An 18,178-nucleotide genomic window follows, 5' to 3' on the forward strand; every position below is an offset into this window, starting at 1 on the left:
ATTGATACACATGTTTACGGAAGTGCCTTCGACATCTGCCGCGAAGTCGTCTCGAACCCCAACGATTCGTACAGGCGCAGCGCGCCGGGATTGTGCCCGAAGACGTTCAGGCCGAGCCGGGTGACGCCCCGGGCGCGCAGCTCGGCCTCGGCGGCGAGCATCAGCGCCCGGCCGTGGCCGCGGCGGCGGTGCGCCTCGTCGACGGTGATCTCGAAGATCCAGGCCTGCGGCCGCTCGGGTGTCGGCAGCCCGATCCACAGGAACCCGACGACCTCACCGCCGGTCTCGCCGGCCAGCAGCAGCTGCCCCTCGGTGTCGGGACCGTCGGGCAGCAGCGTCGCGAACTGCCGCTCGATCCGCGCCTCGACCTCGGCCGGGGAGCCGCGCCCCGCCTGGACCTCGTCGACGGCGTACAGCGCCTTGAGCGCGGCGATACGGACGGCGAACTCGGACTGGGTCAGCGGACGGAGCGTGAGCATGGGGCTCACAATACGAAGGCGTCCGTCCACAGCTGCCGCGACCGCCCCGACAGCGCGTCGAGCAGGCCGGCCGCCTGCCCGTCGGTGAGCGCGGCGACGAAGTCCACGATCGCCCGGCCGCGGGCCATCGCCATCCGGTCGAGGTCACCCGACGCCAGGCCGTAGTCGGCGGCAGAGAGGTCGGCGAGCTCGGCGTACGCCATCTCGACCAGGTCGTGCAGCCGCCGCGGGAGGCGCGCCGCCTCGTCGGGGTCGACCAGCCACGCGTGCAGCGCCTCGACGAGCGCGCTCAGCAGCCGGGCCTGCCCCCGCTGGTGCAGGGCCAGGTCGGGCCGCTCCAGGACGAAGCGGTGGTGCACGAACTTCAGCACCTGCACCTCGTGCCACTGGGCGGTGCCGAGCGCCACGTGCCCGGCGCGCATCGGCGGGTCCTGCAGCACGTTGATGGCGTCGATGAGCCGCCGCGTCCACCGGGCGGAGAAGCGCGCGACGCTCTGCTCGGCCTCGATCGAGCCGTCGAACGGCGCCGCGAGCAGCCCGTCGACGAGCTCCAGCCGCACGTGCTCGACCGCCGCCCAGAACGCGTCGTCGCCGCTGATCCAGCCGTCCTTGCGGAACAGGTCGCGGCGCAGCAGCTCCACCGACCGCCCCGGCCGGCGCGCGGAGCCGCGCAGCTCGGCAAGGTCCAGGTCGCGCAGCACGGTCGCGTCGCGCTGCCACGCCATCAGCTCGGTGGCGACGGTGCCCTGCTGCAGGACCCCGACGCGGTGGAAGTCCTCGAGGTCGTGGATGGCGTAGGCGATGTCGTCGGCGGTGTCCATCACCGACGCCTCCGCGGTCTGCTGCCACTGCGCGAGCAGCCCGTCGAACGGCGCCCGGGCCTGCCGCAGGTCGGCGAGCTCGGTGACGTAGGCGCCGAACTTCAGCGACCCCGCCGCGGGGTCCTCCGGGTCCACGCCGGCTCCACGCGGTGCCGGCCGCATCAGGTGTACGTGCGGCGAAGGGTAGGTCCTCCGCGTCCACGGATACTTCGCCATGGCCGCCCGGACCGCGGCGGTCAGGTCCAGCCCGACCGTGGAGCCGCTGATCTCGGTGCTCGTGACGATGCGGTACGACTGCGCGTTGCCCTCGAACCCGTCGGGGAGCCCGAGCCGCTGCCGGGCGAGCCGGTCCAGCACCCGCTCGCCGAGGTGCCCGAACGGCGGGTGCCCGAGGTCGTGCGCGAGCGCCGCCGCCTCCACGACGTCGGCGTCGCAGCCGCCGAGCTTGTCCAGCAGCGCCTGCGACCCCGTGGCGGGGGAGCACAGGCGCTCGACGATGCCGCGGGCGACGCTGGCGACCTTGAGGCTGTGGGTGAGCCGGTTGTGCACCAGCAGCCCCGACCCGCCGGGGCTGATCACCTGGGTGACGCCGCCGAGGCGGGCGAAGAACGGCGACGCGACGATCCGGTCGCGGTCGGCGCGGAACGGGTTGGCGGTCAGGTCGCCGCCGGAACCGCCGAACAGTCGTGCGTCCCGCATCGTCATGAGGGCTTGCGGACCTCGATGACGAAGCCGCTCGCGGTCACGGCGGCCGCCGGGTGGTGCGCCAGCAGCAGGTCGAGCAGCTTCAGCGGGGACAGGATCCAGGTGAGGGGGAGGATCGCCCGGTACAGCCGCATGCTGCCGAAGGACAGCAGCATCGCCAGCCACTCCTGCAGCGTCCACAGCATGCCCGACGTGGGTCCCGCGCCGACCTTGACGCTGAGCACCTCGAACTGCGGGAACTGCTCGCGCAGCCCGACCTCGGTGTAGCGCTGGAAGTCGTACGGCGAGGCGTGGAACGGCTGCATGAACGGCACGAACACCAGCATCCGGCCGCCGGGGCGCAGCAGGCGGTGCATCTCGGCGATGTGCGCCGCCGGGTCCGGCACGTGCTCCAGGACGGCGATGCTGATCCCGCCGGCGAGGCTGCCCTCCGCCAGGGGCACGTTACGCAGGTCGGTGACGATGTCGACGTTGGGGTAGGTGCCGCCGTCCATGCAGATGACCCGCTGGTCGCGGCGGTGGGTGCCGCAGCCGAAGTCGGCGACGAGGTCCTTGTCGAGGTCGAAGCTGCGCAGGAACGGCATGATCAGGTTGCGGTCCATGACCGGCGACAGGACCTTGATCGCCGTCGGATACACCTTGTTGAACCGCTTCTTGACGAACTCCTTGATCCGGTTCAGCGCGTCGGCGGTGAGCTCCTCGGAGTCGAACCCGCCGAACTTGAACTGGGAGCCCTTCCTTCTGCCGGTGTGCCCGCAGGCCGCGCAGGTGATCGTCTCGCCGCCGTCGAGCCGCAGGGGCGTGTGGCAGGCGGGGCAGGCCAGCACCTCGGCCAGGCGGGCCTGGCGGCCCGCCGCGGCCGGCTCGGTCGCGGGGGCGTCAGTCACAGTGTCGTTCATCATCCCTCAGCGGATCTCGTAGACAGCGATCTGCCCGGCACGGTGCCTGAACTGCGCGAAGTCGCCCAGCGTCGGCGCGAGAGGGGCGTCGTCCGGGTCCGGTGCCTCGTACACGAACAGCCACCGCACACCGTACTGGTCGCGCAGCTTACCGACCGTCGCCGCCGACGGCTCCGCGAAGGCCTTGTCGTTGTCCGAGAGCAACTGCTGGTTCCAGTACGGCGCCCAGACGGCGTTGGTGCCGGTCTGGGCGGCCACCTCGTGGGTGCGGTTGGTGAAGCCCCAGCCCTCGATCAGGAAGCGGCGCTCGGTGTAGGCGGCGAAGGCGAAGTGCCGGTTGTCGCAGACGTCGGGCGGGGTGTCGCTGGCGATGACGCAGTGTGCGTTGGTGGCCACCAGGTCGTCGGGCTGCGAGTGGTCGCGCAGCCAGCGGCCGGCGTCCTTCGTGCCCTCGGGGATGAAGGCCTCGTACTGCTGGACGCCGCGCCAACCGGTCTGGTTGGCCTCGCGGGTGGTCTCGAACAGGTGCAGCAGCGTGGTGACCAGGCAGATCCCGGCGAGGAGGCTCGCGTAGACGGTGCCCTTGGCCGGGAACGACGAGCGGCGCACGAACCACACGGCGACCGCCAGCAGCGCGAACACCGCCAGATACGGCCACACCAGGTGGAACGCGGTCTGCGCCGCCCCGCCGACGCGGGCCGGGCGCGGGGTCCACTTCGGGTTGAGCTCGTGGACCACGATGAGGATCGCGGCGCCGGTGGCGATCGCGCCGTACACCCACTTCAGCATCCGCCCGGTCGGGACGTCGTTGGGCGTGATCATCGCCAGGCCGACCACGGCGGCGAGGGACAGGTAGGGCCGGCCGGAGACCATGAACCAGCCCTCGGCGCCGCCCTCGTGGCCGAAGACCAGCAGCGCGCCGATGCCGGACAGGCCGATGCCGAACATCAGGATGACCGGGTCGGCGGCGATCTTCAGATCGGGACGGCGGCGCTTCGCGAGCCCGCGCAGCCCGACCAGGCCGGGCCAGATGCACGCCCAGCAGACGAACGTGATCCCCGTGACCAGCAGCAGCCGCCACAGGCCGCCGAGGCCGGGCAGCGCGAACGTGGCCGTGTAGGGCGCGCCGGAGATCCGGGCGAAGTGCAGCGGCTCGATCGCCAGGCCCTGCGCGGCGCCGCCGAACAGCACGAACTGCGCGAACAGCACGGCGAGGAACGCGACGCCGGAGGTGATCAGCGCGGCCGGGTGGACCCGCTTGCGGGTCAGCATGCGCACGGCGACGACCAGCAGCAGCCCGGCGAGCAGCATCGGCAGGAACGTCGCCTTGCCGCCGGTGACCGCCGCGGTCAGCAGGATCACCAGGGCCCAGCGCTTGCGGTTGCGCACGGTGAGCACGTCGACCAGTACCAGCGCGAGCCCGGCGAACAGGATGGCGCCGAACGTCTGCGTCGGGCTCGTCCACATCTGCGCCCGCAGCGAGGAGCCGTCCTCGTAGGCGTTGGTGCCGAACGTGGAGAACCAGCCGCCGAGGCGCCACTGGTAGGGCGTCGGGGTGAGCACGAAGTAGGTCGTGACGGCGGCCGCGGCGCCCGCCCACCACTTGCCGGTGAGCCGCTTGCCGAGGACCGCCATGAGCATGAGGAAGCCGAAGACCATCGGCAGCGGCGACAGGCGCAGCAGCAGCACCTGCGGCTCGATCCCGGTGACCCAGGACGTGGAGGCCATCTCGGCGTAGACGAACCAGTGGTAGAGCACCGGCTGCTCCGGCAGCCACGGCGAGGCGAGCGGCATGTGGTGCTTCGCGTCGCCGAGCAGCGCCAGGTGGAACGGGGAGTCGCCGTCGGGGCTCAGCATGCCGGGCTCGGCGAGGTCGTGCGTCCGGAAGAAGCGGATGATGCTCCAGTAGAAGAGCACGAGCGCGGAGCCCGACAGGATCGAGGAGAACCAGAACGGGGTCCGCTCCTCGGCGCGGTCGGTGCCGCGCCAGTGCCGCCGCAGCCCGGGCACGGCCGCGAAGACGGCGACCGTGACGATCGGGAACGCTACTGTCAGCAACGGCGCGCCGATAGTCCGTGCGCCGATGTAGATCATGACCTCGCAGGAGTAGCCCACGGCGAGGCCGGCGGCGACGTCCTCGACGAACCAGCCGGGCCGGCCGCGGACCGCCCGCCAGATGAGCATGCCCGGCAGGATCAGCCCCAGGGCGACGTATCCGGCGAAGATCGCGGTCGTCCAGACCGGCACGCCGTAGAACGCGAGGCCGATGAAGATCAATACGCCGAGCACTGCCGGCGGCGCCCAAGCGGGCGGCTTTCGCCGGGCCGGGGCCGACGTCGGTGCCGCTGACGTGGGCTGTTCCACGGTTACTGCCACGTGATCCGCCGTTCCTGTGAGATGACCGTCGCACCCTATCAACGCGTCACGGACAGTTGGGGGCGCGCGTCCCGCTCGCTCTGCGGTCGATCAAGGTCGCTATGCCGTCCAGGACGCGCGCCAACCCGAACTCGAAGTCGGTGTCGGGCACGTCGTCCGGCACATCGAGTATGCCGGTCGCCAGGAGTCTGCCGATGGCGGGGAACCGGCGGGGGTCGACCAGCTTGCCGAGTAACTGACCGTAGGTGAGCATCGCCTCGTCGGCGGTCGACCCGGACGCCTGCGCCGCCGCGGTGATGTCGGCGGTCAGCAGTGCCCAGTTCCGGGTGATGCCGCTCACGGTCATGATCGTGGAGAGCTTCTCCTGTTCCTCCAGCGCGGTCCCGGCGAGGATCTCGAGGCCGTGGTCCATCCAGCCGACCTGGTTGGGCGTCAGCGGCGGCGTGGTGATCGGCACCCGCACGATCCAGGGGTGCCGGCGCAGGATGCCCAGGTGCGTGCGGCCGAAACGCAGCATCCCCGCGCGCCAGTCCTCGCCCGGCGGCAGGTCCGGCGGCGGCCCCACCGCCGCGTCGACCATCAGGTCGAGCAGCTCGTTCTTGGCCGCGACGTAGCGGTACAGCGACATCGTGGCCGCGCCGAGCTCGGCGGCGACCCGGCTCATCGACACCGCGCCGAGGCCCTCCGTCCCGGCGACGTGCACACCCGCCGCGACGATCCGATCCAGGGTCAGCCCAGGCCGCGGCCCCTTGCCCGGACGGGTGCGCAGACCCCAGGCGGTGGCCAGGACGGCGGGCAGCTCGTTCTCCATTGACTCGCATCCTACTTCTGCGTATAACTTACGCAGTAGAGCGTATGACATACGCAGTTAAGAATCTTGGAGCGTGGCCATGTCTCTCGCCGTCGAGGCCGTCGGCCTCACGAAGTCCTACGGCAAACTCGACGTCCTCACCGGCGTCGACCTAGCGGTGCCCGCGGGCACGGTGTTCTCCCTGCTCGGGCCCAACGGCGCGGGCAAGACCACCACCGTGCGCATCCTCGCGACGCTGCTGCGCCCCGACGGCGGCCGGGCCCGCGTCGCCGGCCACGACGTCGTCCGCGAGCGCCGGCGGGTCCGCGGCGCGATCAGCCTCACCGGGCAATACGCGGCGGTCGACGAACTGCAGACCGGCGCGGAGAACCTGCGCATGATGGGCCGGCTCAACGGCCTCGGCGCGGCCGCCGCCACCCGCAAGGCCGCCGAGCTGCTCGAACGCTTCGACCTCACCGCCGCCGGCAACCGGCGGGCCGGCACCTACTCCGGCGGGATGCGCCGCCGCCTCGACCTCGCCGCCGGACTCGTCGGCACCCCGCAGGTGATCTTCCTGGACGAGCCGACCACCGGCCTGGACCTCACCAGCCGGCAGGCCATGTGGCAGGTGATCGCCGGCCTGGTCAGCACCGGCGTGACCGTGTTCCTGACGACGCAGTACCTGGAGGAGGCGGACCGGCTCGCCGACCGCATCGCCGTCGTCGACCACGGCCGGGTCGTCGCCTCCGGCACCCCGGCCGAGCTGAAGCGGCGGTTCGGCGACCAGCGCCTCGACCTGGAGCTCGCCGACCGGGCCCGCTTCGACTCGGTGACCACCCTGCTCGGCGCCCGCGTCGTGCAGTCCGACCCCGACCGCCTGACCATCGGCGTCACCACGGACGGCAGCGCGGCGCACGTGCGCGCAGTCCTCGACGAGATCGACCCGCAGCGCGCCGCCGTGCGGCGCTTCTCCCTGCACAGCGCCACGCTCGACGACGTGTTCCTCGCCCTGACCAGCACCGTCCTGAAGGAGCCCGTCAATGTCTGACATCGCCACCGCGCCCGTCCAGTGGCTCACCATGGGCGGCCGTTCGCTGCGGCTCGGCCGGCGCAACGTCGAGGCGCTGATCATGTCGCTGGTGCTGCCCGTGATGCTGATGGTCGTCTTCGTGTACCTCTTCGGCGGCGCCATCGACACCGGCACCGCGTATGTCACCTACGTGGTGCCCGGCGTCATGCTGCTGTGCGTCACGTTCGGCTCGGCGATGACCGCGGGCTCCGTCGCCAACGACATGACCGGCGGCATCATCGACCGGCTGCGGTCCCTCGACGTCGGCGGGCCGGCCATCCTCGCCGGGCACGTCGCCGCGAGCATCGCCCGCAACGTGTTCTCCAGCGCCCTGGTCTTCGGGGTCGCGTTCGCCATCGGGTTCCGCCCGCACGCCTCGGCGACCCAGTGGCTCGCCGCCGCCGGCATCCTGGTGCTGACGATCGCCGCCGTGTCGTGGCTGTCGGCGGCGCTCGGGCTGCTCGCGTCCTCACCCGAGGCGGCCAGCGGCTACACGTTCGGGATCACGTTCCTGCCGTACGCCAGCAGCGCCTTCGTCCCGATCGACACCATGCCCTCGTGGCTGCGCGGGTTCGCCGGCAACCAGCCGGTCACGCCGATCACCGAGAGCCTGCGGGGGCTGCTGCTCGACCAGCCGGTCGGCGCCGCGCCGTGGAAGGCGGTCGCGTGGTGCCTGGCGATCATGGTGGTGTCGGTGGCCGTGACGGCGCTGCTCTTCCGCGCCAAGACCCGCGGTTAGCGGCTCATCCTGCAGTAGCGGGTGTCCTGGGCGTCGTTGACCCGGATCTCCAGGTGTTCGAACGTGCCGGCGCGCTCGGCCTGCAGGCTCGTCGCGAACGTGGTGTCGTGCACCAGCTCGATCCGCTGGTCGTCCGCCCCGTCCTCCGGCACGATCGACCAGGTGCCGTCGCCGGTCAGCGGTGGCAGGACCCCGCGGTCGTTCCGGACGAGCCCCTCGGCGTGGTAGGTCCCGTCGTCGCGGATGCTGACCTTGCCGCCGCACTCGCTCGTCCACACCCCGACGACCTGGTCCTGGGTGAACCGCGGGCGGTCCTGCTCGGGCGCGATGTCGTCCCACGAGGACGGGATCGCGTCGCAGCAGTTGCAGCCGAGCAGCAGCGGCAGGGCCAGGACCGCCATGATCACCCTGGCCCGGGTGGATCTCCGGGGCACGCGGTGATCATGGCAGACCCGTCGATGCCTAGCTAGCGGCCGGGTCGAGCCTGATCGACAGGCTGTTGACGCAGTGGCGGGTGTTCTTGTCGGTCATCCGCTCGCCCCGGAACACGTGGCCCAGGTGCGAGTCGCACCGGGCGCACCGGATCTCGGTGCGGACCATGCCCATGCTGCGGTCCTCGATCTCCTTCACGGTGCCGGGGATCGCGTCGTCGAAGCTGGGCCAGCCGCAGTGCGAGTCGAACTTGGACGTGCTCTCGAAGAGCTGGGCGCCGCACGCGCGGCAGTTGTAGACACCCTCGGTCTTGGTGCTGACGTATTCCCCGCTCCACGGCGCCTCGGTGCCCGCGCGGCGCAGGACCCGGAACTCGTCCGGGGACAGCCGCACGCGCCACTCGGCATCGGTGGTGGGCAGGTCGACAAGTGGCTCGGTCATGCCTCAACGGTAGGCGCCGCGGGGCGGGGCGACCATTACGGCCCGCGAACGCGATTTCTGTGCCGCGCACGCGACGTCTCCGCCGCCGCCTCGTTGGACCGACGAAAGCCGTGATTCGGACTTTTCATGGCACACCGGTCGAATGGACGGGGTACGACAACGATGAGGCTGCTCTACAAGGCGGTTGCGGTCGGCGCGGCCGGTGCTGCGGGCATCACGCCACTGGCCACCGCGGCGCACGCCGGACTCGCGGCGCAGGAGCTGCGCGTGGACGGCTGCGGGACGTCTTGGGACTCGCGGAGCGGCAACCTCGAACTCTGCGCCGGCACCGAGACGTCCCACCCGGGCACCGGCCCGGCCGGCTACGGCCCGAGCGACACGAACGACTGGCAGTACAACGGCCCGACCAACGTCGGCACGGGCGGCCCGCTGTACGCGGGCCACGGCGACGGCGACGACGACGCCCCCGGCTACGGCAGCGGCCACGGCTCCGGCAACGGCGGCTACGGCGGTCACGGCAACGGCGGTCACGGTGCCGGCGGCCACGGCAACGGTGGCCACGGCAACGGTGGCCATGGCAACGGTGGCCACGGCAACGGTGGCCATGGCAACGGCGGTCACGGCAACGGCGGTCACGGCAACGGCGGTCACGGCAACGGCGGTGGTGGCGGTTACGGCGGCGGGCCGGGTGGATCGCACAACGGCGGCGGGGGTGGCAACGGATCCGGCAACGGTGGTCCGGACACGCCCGGCGGCAACGGCGGCACGACCCCCGGCGGCGGCAACGGCGGCGGCGGTGGCAACGGCAACGGTGGCACCACCCCCGGCGGTGGCGGCGGCGGTGGCAACGGCGGGACCACGCCCGGCGGCGGTGGCGGGTCGACCCCCGGCGGCGCGACGCCCGGCGGTGGCGGCGGGAACGCGAACGGCGGCACCACGCCCGGCGGCGGCGGTGGCAACGCGAACGGCGGTACCACGCCCGGCGGAACAGGCTCGGGCAGCGGTGGCCCCGGAGTGTCCGGCGTCCCGGCCGGATCCGGGGCGGGCGCGGCGACCGGCACCGCCACGGCCACCGGCACCCTGCCCGTGACCGGCGCGTCGTCGCTGATGACGACGGTCGGGTTCGCGTTCATCATCGGCGGCGCCGGCATCCTGTACCTGACCAGGCTCGGCGACAAGGGCGACGAGCCCACCCAGGAGCGCACCCCCAGGAACCCGGCCCGGCCGCCGGCGCGGATGCCGATGCCGCGGCGCAGGCCGAGCCCGCAGGCGACCCGGCGGTCATGACGGTGTCGCGGGACCCCGCGACCGCGACCGGCGCGTAGGGTGCTTGCATGGCCGCGAGTGTGCTGGAGATCGAGGTCGCGGGACGGAAGGTCCGGCTGACCAGCCCCGACAAGGTGATGTTCCCGGAGCGCGGGTTCACCAAGCGCGACGTGTTCGAGTATTACGTCGCGGTCGGTGACGGCATCATGCGGGCGCTGGGCAACCGGCCGACGACCTTGCAGCGGTTCCCGGAAGGGCTCGCCGGCGAGACGTTCTTCCAGAAGCGGGTCCCCGTCAAGGGGGTCCCGCCGTGGCTGGAGACGGCGCAGATCGCGTTCCCCAGCGGGCGCAAGGCCGACGAGCTGTGCCCCGCCGACCTCGCGCACGTGGCGTGGGCGGCGCAGATGGGCACGATCGTGTTCCACCCGTGGCCGGTGCGCAGGGAGCACGCCGACCACCCGGACGAGCTGCGCATCGACCTCGACCCGCAGCCGGGCACGGACTTCGCCGACGCGGCCGTCGTCGCGGGGGAGCTGAAGGCGGTGCTCGACGAGCTCGGCTGGAAGGGGTGGCCGAAGACCAGCGGCGGCCGCGGCGTCCACGTGTACGTGCGGATCCAGCCGAACTGGACGTTCGTCGAGGCGCGGCGGGCCGTGATCGCCCTGGCGCGCGAGGTCGAGCGCCGCCGGCCGGACCTCGTCACCACCAAGTGGTGGAAGGAGGAGCGCGGCGAGCGGGTCTTCGTCGACTTCAACCAGATGGCGCGGGACCGCACGATCGCGTGCGCGTACTCGCTGCGCGCCAACGCCCGCGCGACGGCGTCGACGCCGCTGCGCTGGGAGGAGCTGCCCGACGTGGAGCCCGACGACTTCGACCTGCGCACCGTGCCGGAGCGGATCGCGAAGCTCGGCGACGCGCACGCCGGCATCGACGACGTCGCGCACGACATCACGCCGCTGCTGGAGTGGGCGGAGCGCGACGCCGCGAACGGCGAGGGCGACATGCCCTACCCGCCGGAGTACCCGAAGATGCCGGGCGAGCCGATGCGGGTCCAGCCGAGCCGGGCCCGCCCCGTCGGGTAGCGGCTACTTGTCGCAGGTGAGGTTCGCGGCGGGGACGCGCAGGTCGATCAGGTAGCGGTTCACGGCGTCGATCACGCACCCGGTCTTCGGGTAGGCCGTGTGGCCTTCGCCCTTCCAGGTGATCAGCGTGCCGACGCCCAGCATCTTCGCCAGGGCCGGCGCCTGCTCGTACGGGGTGGCCGGGTCGCCGAGCGTGCCGATGACGACGATCGGCGCCGAACCGGTCGCCTCGCCGGCCGGGTACGGGTCGCGCTTGCCGGGCCACTGCGCGCAGATGAGGTTCAGCGCGAGCGCCCCGCCGAACAGCGGGTACTTCTGCCGCCACTGCGGCTGCAGCGCCTTGGCCTGCTCGATCGTCGGGGTGTCGTCGCTGTCCGCGCAGCCGACGGCCGCGTTGGCGTCGAACATGTTCGTGTACTTGCCCTGCGGGTCCCGTTCCGCGTACGAGTCGGCGAGCTGGAACATCTTCTCCGGCTTCCCCGCCCGCAGGTCCTGCATCGCGGACGCCAGCAGCCGCCAGCTCGACTCGCTGTACAGCGACGACACCACCGCGGTGAAGACCCAGCCGGCGGTCGCGCTGCGCCCCTTGCCCTGCACGGGGCTCGTCCGGGCGTCCGCGATCGCCTTCGTCACGACGGCCCGCGGATCGGGGCCGATCGGGCAGGAGCTCGGGTTGGCCTTGCACCAGGCGCTGAAGTTGTCGAAGGCGAGCTCGAACCCGGCGGCCTGCTTCTCCGCCGAGTCCTGCATCGACAGCGTCGGGTCGACCGCCCCGTCGAGGACGAGCGCGCGGACGTTCTTCGGGAACAGCTGCGCGTACACGGCGCCGAGCAGCGTGCCGTAGCTGTAGCCGAGGTACGTCAGCTGCTGCTCGCCGACCGCGGCGCGCAGCGCGTCCATGTCCCGGGCCGTCTGCTCGGTGGAGAAGTACTGCAGCGTGTCGCCGTACTTCTCGCCGCAGCTCTGCGCCAGCTTCCGGGTCAGCGCGACCGACTCGCCGAGCGCCGCGTCCGTCTGCGGGTCGGGGTCGATGCCGAAGTTGGCGTCGAGGTCGGCGTCGGAGAAACACTTCACCGGCGACGACCGGCCGATGCCGCGCGGGTCGAACCCGATCACGTCGAAGCGCCGCACGACCTCCGCCGGCAGGTACACCGACCGGTAGACGGCATAGTCGAACCCGGACGCACCGGGCCCGCCCGGGTTGATGAACAGCGAACCGACCCGGTCCCGCTGCGTCGTCGACCGGCCCCGGACCAGCGCGACGTCGAACGTGCCGGAGCCCTCCGGGTTGTGCCAGTCCTGCGGGACCTTCACCGTCGCGCAGTCGTACTTCACGTTCTGCGGCGGGCTGGAGAAGATCCCCTTGTAGACGTCGGGGCACGACTTCCACTGCGCCGGCTCGACCTTGACCCCGCCGGACGTCGACGCGCTCGAGGACGGCTCGGCCAGCCGCCGGCCCTCCTGGGCGGGGGCGTCCGCGAGGTCCTTCGGGAGGCTGCATCCAGAGAGGAGGAGCATCGTGCTCAGCAGGGCCGCGGCCGCTCGTCTCAAGGCCGCCCCGCCAGCACCGACTCGACGTCGAAGCGGATCGGGCGGTCGAGCTGGTCGTACGTGCACGACCGGGGCTCCCGGTCCGGCCGCCAGCGCTTGAACTGCGCGGTGTGCCGGAAACGGTCGCCTTCCATGGCGTCGTAGCCGACCTCGACGACGAGCTCGGGGCGCAGCGGCACGAACGACAGGTCCTTCTTGCCCGACCAGCGGCTCAGCCCGCCCGGCAGCCGCGTCGCGGCGTCACCGGCCGGGACGGCGTCGAGGCTCGCGGCGGCCGCGCCGGGCGCCTGACCTGCCCAGTTCCACGGGTGGTCGACGACGCCCTCGCGGTACTGCGCGAGCTCCTCGACCAGCTCGGCCCGGCGCTCCCTGGTGAACGACGCGGCGACCCCCACGTGGTGCAGGCGCCCTTCCTCGTCATAGAGCCCCAGCAGCAGCGACCCGACGATCGGCCCGTCCTTGTGCCAGCGGAACCCGGCCACGACGGCGTCCGCGGTGCGGGCGTGCTTGATCTTGAACATGGTGCGCTTGCCCGGCTCGTAGGCGCCTCCGGCGGGCTTCGCGATGACCCCGTCCAGCCCGGCGCCCTCGAACCGCTCGAACCAGTCCCGCGCCACCTCGATGTCGGTGGTCACCGGCGTCACGTGCACGGGCGGCTCGACGTGCCGCAGGGCCTCCTGCAGCCGGGCCCGGCGCTGCGCGTACCCCACCTCGACCAGCGACTCGTCACCGATCGCCAGGAGGTCGAACGCCACGAACGACGCCGGCGTCTGCTCGGCGAGGAGCCTCACCCGCGACGCGGCCGGGTGGATCCGCTGCCCGAGCAGCTCGAAGTCGAGCTTCGGCTCGCCCTCGCCGCGCCGGATCACGATGATCTCCCCGTCGACGACGCACCGCTCCGGCAGCTGCGCCAGGGCCTGCTCGACGACCTCGGGAAAGTATCGGGTCAGCGTCTTGCCGCCACGGCTGGCCAGCTCGACCTCGTCGCCGTCACGGAACACGATGCAACGGAAGCCGTCCCACTTCGGCTCGAAGCTCATCCCCTCCGCGCTCGGCAGGCTGGGAATGCTCTTGGCCAGCATCGGCTCAACGGGCGGCATCACCGGCAGATCCACCCCGTCACAGTAGCCGTTTCCGGACCGCGTCCGTGATCCGGAAGACTTTGTGCTGCCATGACGACACAAAGTCTTCCGGATCATGAGGAACGCGGGTGTCAGTAGCGGGCGAAGGAGCGCAGCGGCATTCGGGGGCCGAACTTCGGGGCGGTGATGCCGGCGGCGGCGAGGAGGCCGCAGACACGGCCGCGGTGGCCGGCGTACGGGGCGAGCAGCTCCAGCATGTGCTCGTCGGTGCCGCGCGCCGCGCCGGTCAGGGCGTACGCGACGACGTTCTTGATGTGGTAGTCGCCGACGGAGACGGCGTCGGGGTCGCCGTAGGCGGCGCGGGTGACCTCGGCGGCGGTCCAGGGGCCGATGCCGCGGATGGTGAGCAGGCGGGCGACGGCGTCGGCGGCGGTGGCGCAGCGCTCCAGGCGGTCCGCTTCGGCGGCGACGCGGCGCAGCGTGTCGGCGCGTTTCTGTTCGATGCCGAACGGGTGGAAGACCCAGTACGGCGCGGCGGCGATGGCCGACGGCGGCGGGGGGAGCCGGAGGCCGGCCCGCGGGCCCGGGGCGGGGTCGGTGCTGAAGTGCCGCAGGAGGCGGACGTAGCCGTCGCGGGCCTCCTTGCCGGTGACCTTCTGGCCGAGGACCGCCGGGACGAGGTGGTGGAAGACCCGGCCGGTCGCGCCGATGCGCAGGCCGGAGTGCTCGCGGGCCAGGCGGTGCACGAGCGGGTGCTGCCGGGCGAGGTCGGGGAAACCGGTGACGTCGTCCCGGAGCCCGGCGACGGCGTCGGCCCGGTCGAGCAGCCACGCCGCGCCCGGCCCGTAGGTGGTCGCGGTGAGCGTCGACCCGGTCAGCGTCAGCTGGAGCGTCGCCGCGCCGTCCGGGGTACGGGTGGCGAGCCACCCCTCCCGGGCGCCTACGGACAGCGTCGGGTCGCCGTGGATGAGGGCCAGGCCGCGCAGGGTGCCGGCCAGGTCGTACCGCTCGGGGACCGGGAGCGACCTCATCCCGCGGCCGCCCGGGCGAGCGCGCGGTGCAGGAGGCGGGCGTCGCCGAGCATGGCGCGCAGCTTACGCTCCAGACCGGCGATCGGGATGAGGTTCTGCGGCGCCCGCGGGTCCTTGTAGGCGCTGGACGCGAAGCGGGGCAGGGTAACCGCCGACAGGTGCGCCAGGGCGATCGCGTCGAAGGGCAGCAGGTCGGCGGAGCACTCGGCGCGCACGATGCCCGCCCACGGCGACCCTTCGGGACCCGGCAGCCGCAGGTACCACGCGAACCGGTGCCATGACGTGCCGAGCAGGAACACGGGGGAGCGCTGCCCGCCGCGCAGCCCGGTGACGACGGCGGTCAGCTCCGGCGGCAGGTATTCGACCCGGTGGGTCTTGATGTAGCCCAGGGCGCGGGGCAGGTGCGCCCGCTCCTGCAGGGGCCCGTCGACGATCAGCAGGTCACCGTCGTCGCGTTCCTCGCCGGACACCCCGACCTCGAGCGCCCGCATGTGCCGTTGTACGCCCAGCGCCAGGTCCTTCGGCTCGCCCCGGGCGACCCGCCGGGCCGGGTACCGGACGGCCCCGGCGACCAGCGGCGGCGCCAGCTCGAACGGGGTGAACAGGCCGCGCTCGATGCGGGTGGTGGCGATGGCGGCCGCGCCCCGGTCGAGGTCGCAGCGCACGACCCCGGCCGCGTACGACGCGGCGATCCCGGGGTGGGTGACGCCGTCGTCGTCGGTGGCCCAGACCCGGGCGTCGATGCGCTGGACGCCGTCGACGACGAGGACGGTGCCGGGGGGCCGCAGCCCGGCGGGCGGGTCGACGCCCCGCCAGGCGTCGGCGGGCAGCTCCACGTCGGGCTGGATCTGGGCGCTGCTCTGCGCCTGCGGGCCTTCCGAACCGCCCTCGAACGCCACCCCGTAGGAGGGGTCCCAGGCGTCGACGTGGAATCTCACAGCCCGATCCGTTCCACGCGGGCGGTGCGCGCGTCGCGGCGCACCTCGAACCTGACGGGGATGCGTTCGGCGAGGGCGCCGACGTGGGTGACGACGCCGACCATCCGGTCGCCGCGCGCGGCGAGGGCCTCCAGGGTGGCGGCGACCGTGTCGAGGGTGGACTGGTCGAGGGTGCCGAAGCCTTCGTCGAGGACGATCGACTCCAGGCTCGCCGACGACGTCGACATGCCCGCCAGCTGCTCGGACAGGGCGAGCGCGAGCGCCAGGGACGCCTGGAAGGTCTCGCCGCCGGACAGGGTCCGCACCCCGCGCCGGAGCCCTGCGTCGTGATGGTCGACGACGAAGAACTCGCCTTTCTCGTGGCTCAGGTCGTACTGGCCGCCGGACAGCTCCCGCAGCGTCCGCGACGCGCCGTCGACGAGCGTGTCGAGGGCCTCGGCGAGCAGCCAGCGCTCGAACCGGTCGGCCCGCAGGTGCTGGGCGAGGGCCTTCGCGACCTGGGCCTCCTTCGCGACCTCGTCGCGTTGCGCGCTGAGCTTGCCGGCCTCGGCGCGGCGCTCCTCGATCCGGCGGTGCGCCGCCTCGGCCCGCTCCAGGGCGACCGCCGCCTCCCGGGCGGGGTCGGTGCCCGGCGCGGCCAGCCCGGCCTCGGCGAACAGGGTGCGCAGCTCGCCGCGGACCGCGGCGACCCGCCCCTCGGCGTCCTGGACGGCCCCGGCGGCCGCGGGGCGGCGGGCCTGCCGTTCGCCCGCGCCGCCGCCGGCCCAGCCGGTCAGGGTCGCCCACGCGTCGGCGAGGTCGTCGCGGTCCGCGGGGGGCGGGCTGAACGCGGCGAGCGCGTCGCGGGCGGCGTCGAACGCCTTCCACGCGGAGCGCAGCTGGTCCTCGGCCCGGTCGGCGGCGCCGGCCGCCTTGCGGTGCGCCTCGCGCGCCTTGCGGACCTCGGTCCCGGCCCGCTCCAGTTCCTTGGACAGCTTCGCGATGGTGTCGAGGTCGCGGCGCAGTGCCTCGGGTGCGGGTGCCCCGTCGAGCGCCTTGTCGAGGGTGGCGAGCCGGCTGTCGACCTGCTCGGCGTGCGCCCGCGCGGCGGCGAGGCCCCGGTCCAGGTCGCGGACGATCCGGTCCTGCTGGGCGACGACCTGCTCGGCGGCGTCGCTGCGCTTGCGGGCCGCGTCGCCGGCCGACTTGGCCGCGGCGACCGCCGGCTCGTGCGGTGTCTCCGGCAGCGTCCGCACCGTCTGCGTGCACACCGGGCACTCGTCGCCGACCCGCAGGTGGGGGCGCAGCGCGGTGGCCCGGTCCACGGCGACGGCCGTCTGGTAGGCCTCCCGGGCCCGCTCCAGGGCCTCGAGTGCGTCCTTCGCCTTGGTACGGGCGACGCCGAGCGTGCCGGCCGCCCTGCCGTGCTCGGCGTCGGCGGCGGCGACGGTCGCGTGGACGGTGGCGGCCTCGGCGGCGAGCCGGTCGCGTTCGGCGTGCGCGTCCAGCAGCCGGCGCAGTGCGGTCGGGTCGCCGGCGGCCTGCAGCTCGCCGCGGAGCTTCTCCTCGCGCTCCTCGGCGGTGCGGACCCCGTCGCCGGCGGCGGTGACCGCGCCGCGGGCCGCGGCGGCACCGGCCGCGAGGGTGCCCGCGTCGGCCGGGACCCGCAGCCGGGTCAGCCGGTCGATCTCGGCGTCGAGGCCTTCCAGGGTCTCCGCGGCGGCGACGGCGAGCTTCGCCGCGTCGGCCAGCTGCGGCCCGATCCGGTCGACGTCCCCGGCGAGGGCGGTGAGCGTCGCCGCCTTCGCCGCCGCCGCGTCGAGGGCCGCGTCGCCGATGTCGGTCATCCCGGCGAGCTGCTCGCCGAGCACCTTGAGCTTCGCGTCGGCGGCGGCGCCGCGGGTGTTCGCGCGTTCGCGGATCTGCCCGTACACGTCGAGGCCGAGGAGATTGACCAGGATCTTCTGCCGCTCGGCGGGCTTGGCGTGCAGAAACGCCGCGAACTCGCCCTGCGGCAGGACCACGCACTTGATGAACTGCTCGTACGGCAGGCCGATCACCGTCTGCACGGCCAGGTCGACCTCGCTGGGCGTGCCGGCGAGGACGGTGCCCATGTCCTCGGCGCTGATCCCGGTGTCGAAGCGGGCCAGGTCGAAGCCGTGGGGGAGCGCCTCGAGGCCGGCGTGCTTGGTGGTGACCGCGCCCTTGCCGTCGCGCCGCACGACGCGGGCGATCACGTATCGCACGCCCGCGGACTCGAACACGAACCGCACCCTGGCCTCGGTCGCCGACGGCGCGAGCGCGTTGCCGATCGCCCGCCGGTCGGCCCAGCGGGGGACGGTGCCGTAGAGCGCGAACGTCATCGCGTCGAGGATCGTCGACTTGCCGGAGCCGGTCGGGCCGATGAGGGCGAAGAAGTCGGTGTCGGTGAAGTCGACCGTCGTCGGCCGCCGGAACACCGTGAAGCCGTCCATGTCCAGGCGAATGGGCCGCATGCG

Annotated in this window: 16 protein-coding genes; 4 read left to right on the forward strand and 12 right to left on the reverse strand. The window is 73.1% G+C overall.

The window, feature by feature from the left end; all coding sequences use genetic code 11:
* Positions 1–14: 14 nt before the first annotated feature.
* The 5 genes from ACZ6TV_RS05795 to ACZ6TV_RS05815 form a co-directional block, all read right to left on the reverse strand.
* Complete coding sequence (locus ACZ6TV_RS05795; protein ID WP_465295767.1) at positions 15–479, reverse strand: GNAT family N-acetyltransferase; 465 nt, start codon at positions 477–479, stop codon at positions 15–17.
* 5 nt (positions 480–484) lie between these two features.
* The gene (locus tag ACZ6TV_RS05800) at positions 485–2,005 is read right to left on the reverse strand and encodes a deoxyguanosinetriphosphate triphosphohydrolase family protein (RefSeq protein ID WP_465295769.1); all 1,521 of its coding nucleotides are present in this window, start codon (positions 2,003–2,005) and stop codon (positions 485–487) included.
* Positions 2,002–2,892, reverse strand: coding sequence for a methyltransferase domain-containing protein (locus ACZ6TV_RS05805; RefSeq protein WP_465295771.1), 891 nt, complete (start codon positions 2,890–2,892; stop codon positions 2,002–2,004). Before ACZ6TV_RS05805 ends, ACZ6TV_RS05800 begins: the two co-directional genes overlap by 4 nt.
* Before the next feature lie 18 nt (positions 2,893–2,910).
* Entirely contained in the window at positions 2,911–5,193 is a 2,283-nt protein-coding gene (locus ACZ6TV_RS05810; RefSeq protein WP_465295773.1) for a hypothetical protein, read from the reverse strand.
* 133 nt (positions 5,194–5,326) lie between these two features.
* Positions 5,327–6,091 carry a TetR/AcrR family transcriptional regulator gene (locus ACZ6TV_RS05815; protein WP_465295775.1) on the reverse strand — a complete coding sequence of 255 codons (765 nt, stop codon included), beginning with the start codon at positions 6,089–6,091 and terminating at the stop codon, positions 5,327–5,329.
* A gap of 79 nt (positions 6,092–6,170) precedes the next feature.
* Here ACZ6TV_RS05815 and ACZ6TV_RS05820 point away from each other — a divergent pair, with 79 nt between their 5' ends.
* Entirely contained in the window at positions 6,171–7,118 is a 948-nt protein-coding gene (locus ACZ6TV_RS05820) for an ATP-binding cassette domain-containing protein (protein ID WP_465295777.1), read from the forward strand.
* On the forward strand, positions 7,111–7,878 hold the full coding sequence (locus tag ACZ6TV_RS05825) for an ABC transporter permease (protein ID WP_465295779.1): 768 nt from the start codon (positions 7,111–7,113) through the stop codon (positions 7,876–7,878). The genes ACZ6TV_RS05820 and ACZ6TV_RS05825 overlap by 8 nt, the downstream gene beginning before the upstream one ends.
* Here ACZ6TV_RS05825 and ACZ6TV_RS05830 read toward each other — a convergent pair.
* Both ACZ6TV_RS05830 and msrB read right to left on the reverse strand, forming a co-directional pair.
* On the reverse strand, positions 7,875–8,312 hold the full coding sequence (locus ACZ6TV_RS05830; RefSeq protein WP_465295781.1) for a hypothetical protein: 438 nt from the start codon (positions 8,310–8,312) through the stop codon (positions 7,875–7,877). The two genes, ACZ6TV_RS05825 and ACZ6TV_RS05830, sit on opposite strands and share 4 nt — an antisense overlap.
* A 28-nt stretch (positions 8,313–8,340) precedes the next feature.
* Positions 8,341–8,751 carry a peptide-methionine (R)-S-oxide reductase MsrB gene (gene msrB / locus ACZ6TV_RS05835; RefSeq protein WP_465295783.1) on the reverse strand — a complete coding sequence of 137 codons (411 nt, stop codon included), beginning with the start codon at positions 8,749–8,751 and terminating at the stop codon, positions 8,341–8,343.
* 162 nt (positions 8,752–8,913) lie between these two features.
* Here msrB and ACZ6TV_RS05840 point away from each other — a divergent pair, with 162 nt between their 5' ends.
* Together ACZ6TV_RS05840 and ligD are read left to right on the forward strand one after the other, a co-directional pair.
* Positions 8,914–10,038 (forward strand): hypothetical protein, encoded by a 1,125-nt coding sequence (locus tag ACZ6TV_RS05840; protein ID WP_465295785.1) that lies wholly within the window; start codon positions 8,914–8,916, stop codon positions 10,036–10,038.
* A gap of 47 nt (positions 10,039–10,085) precedes the next feature.
* The gene (gene ligD / locus ACZ6TV_RS05845; protein ID WP_465295787.1) at positions 10,086–11,099 is read left to right on the forward strand and encodes a non-homologous end-joining DNA ligase; all 1,014 of its coding nucleotides are present in this window, start codon (positions 10,086–10,088) and stop codon (positions 11,097–11,099) included.
* A 3-nt stretch (positions 11,100–11,102) separates the two neighbouring features.
* Here the strand turns inward: ligD and ACZ6TV_RS05850 are convergent, their stop codons facing one another.
* The 5 genes from ACZ6TV_RS05850 to ACZ6TV_RS05870 are packed head-to-tail and all read right to left on the reverse strand — an operon-like array spanning position 11,103 to position 18,175.
* Positions 11,103–12,617 (reverse strand): alpha/beta hydrolase, encoded by a 1,515-nt coding sequence (locus tag ACZ6TV_RS05850; RefSeq protein ID WP_465295789.1) that lies wholly within the window; start codon positions 12,615–12,617, stop codon positions 11,103–11,105.
* A gap of 29 nt (positions 12,618–12,646) precedes the next feature.
* Entirely contained in the window at positions 12,647–13,849 is a 1,203-nt protein-coding gene (locus ACZ6TV_RS05855; RefSeq protein WP_465295791.1) for an ATP-dependent DNA ligase, read from the reverse strand.
* A gap of 14 nt (positions 13,850–13,863) precedes the next feature.
* Positions 13,864–14,763 carry a DNA-3-methyladenine glycosylase family protein gene (locus ACZ6TV_RS05860; RefSeq protein ID WP_465295793.1) on the reverse strand — a complete coding sequence of 300 codons (900 nt, stop codon included), beginning with the start codon at positions 14,761–14,763 and terminating at the stop codon, positions 13,864–13,866.
* Positions 14,760–15,701: a hypothetical protein gene (locus ACZ6TV_RS05865; protein WP_465295795.1), complete on the reverse strand. Its 942-nt coding sequence runs from the start codon at positions 15,699–15,701 to the stop codon at positions 14,760–14,762. The genes ACZ6TV_RS05860 and ACZ6TV_RS05865 overlap by 4 nt, the downstream gene beginning before the upstream one ends.
* Positions 15,698–18,175 carry an AAA family ATPase gene (locus ACZ6TV_RS05870; protein ID WP_465295797.1) on the reverse strand — a complete coding sequence of 826 codons (2,478 nt, stop codon included), beginning with the start codon at positions 18,173–18,175 and terminating at the stop codon, positions 15,698–15,700. Before ACZ6TV_RS05870 ends, ACZ6TV_RS05865 begins: the two co-directional genes overlap by 4 nt.
* Positions 18,176–18,178: the final 3 nt, after the last annotated feature.

This window comes from Dactylosporangium sp. NPDC051087 (assembly GCF_055586325.1).

Coding starts and splice junctions, on each gene's coding strand:
- ACZ6TV_RS05820 (WP_465295777.1), top strand. CDS start 6,171: ATGTCTCTCGCCGTCGAGGCCGTCGGCCTCACGAAGTCCTACGGCAAA.
- ACZ6TV_RS05795 (WP_465295767.1), bottom strand. CDS start 479: ATGCTCACGCTCCGTCCGCTGACCCAGTCCGAGTTCGCCGTCCGTATC.
- ACZ6TV_RS05850 (WP_465295789.1), bottom strand. CDS start 12,617: ATGCTCCTCCTCTCTGGATGCAGCCTCCCGAAGGACCTCGCGGACGCC.
- ACZ6TV_RS05870 (WP_465295797.1), bottom strand. CDS start 18,175: ATGCGGCCCATTCGCCTGGACATGGACGGCTTCACGGTGTTCCGGCGG.
- ACZ6TV_RS05800 (WP_465295769.1), bottom strand. CDS start 2,005: ATGACGATGCGGGACGCACGACTGTTCGGCGGTTCCGGCGGCGACCTG.
- ACZ6TV_RS05815 (WP_465295775.1), bottom strand. CDS start 6,091: ATGGAGAACGAGCTGCCCGCCGTCCTGGCCACCGCCTGGGGTCTGCGC.
- msrB (WP_465295783.1), bottom strand. CDS start 8,751: ATGACCGAGCCACTTGTCGACCTGCCCACCACCGATGCCGAGTGGCGC.
- ligD (WP_465295787.1), top strand. CDS start 10,086: ATGGCCGCGAGTGTGCTGGAGATCGAGGTCGCGGGACGGAAGGTCCGG.
- ACZ6TV_RS05860 (WP_465295793.1), bottom strand. CDS start 14,763: ATGAGGTCGCTCCCGGTCCCCGAGCGGTACGACCTGGCCGGCACCCTG.
- ACZ6TV_RS05840 (WP_465295785.1), top strand. CDS start 8,914: ATGAGGCTGCTCTACAAGGCGGTTGCGGTCGGCGCGGCCGGTGCTGCG.
- ACZ6TV_RS05855 (WP_465295791.1), bottom strand. CDS start 13,849: ATGATCCGGAAGACTTTGTGTCGTCATGGCAGCACAAAGTCTTCCGGA.
- ACZ6TV_RS05825 (WP_465295779.1), top strand. CDS start 7,111: ATGTCTGACATCGCCACCGCGCCCGTCCAGTGGCTCACCATGGGCGGC.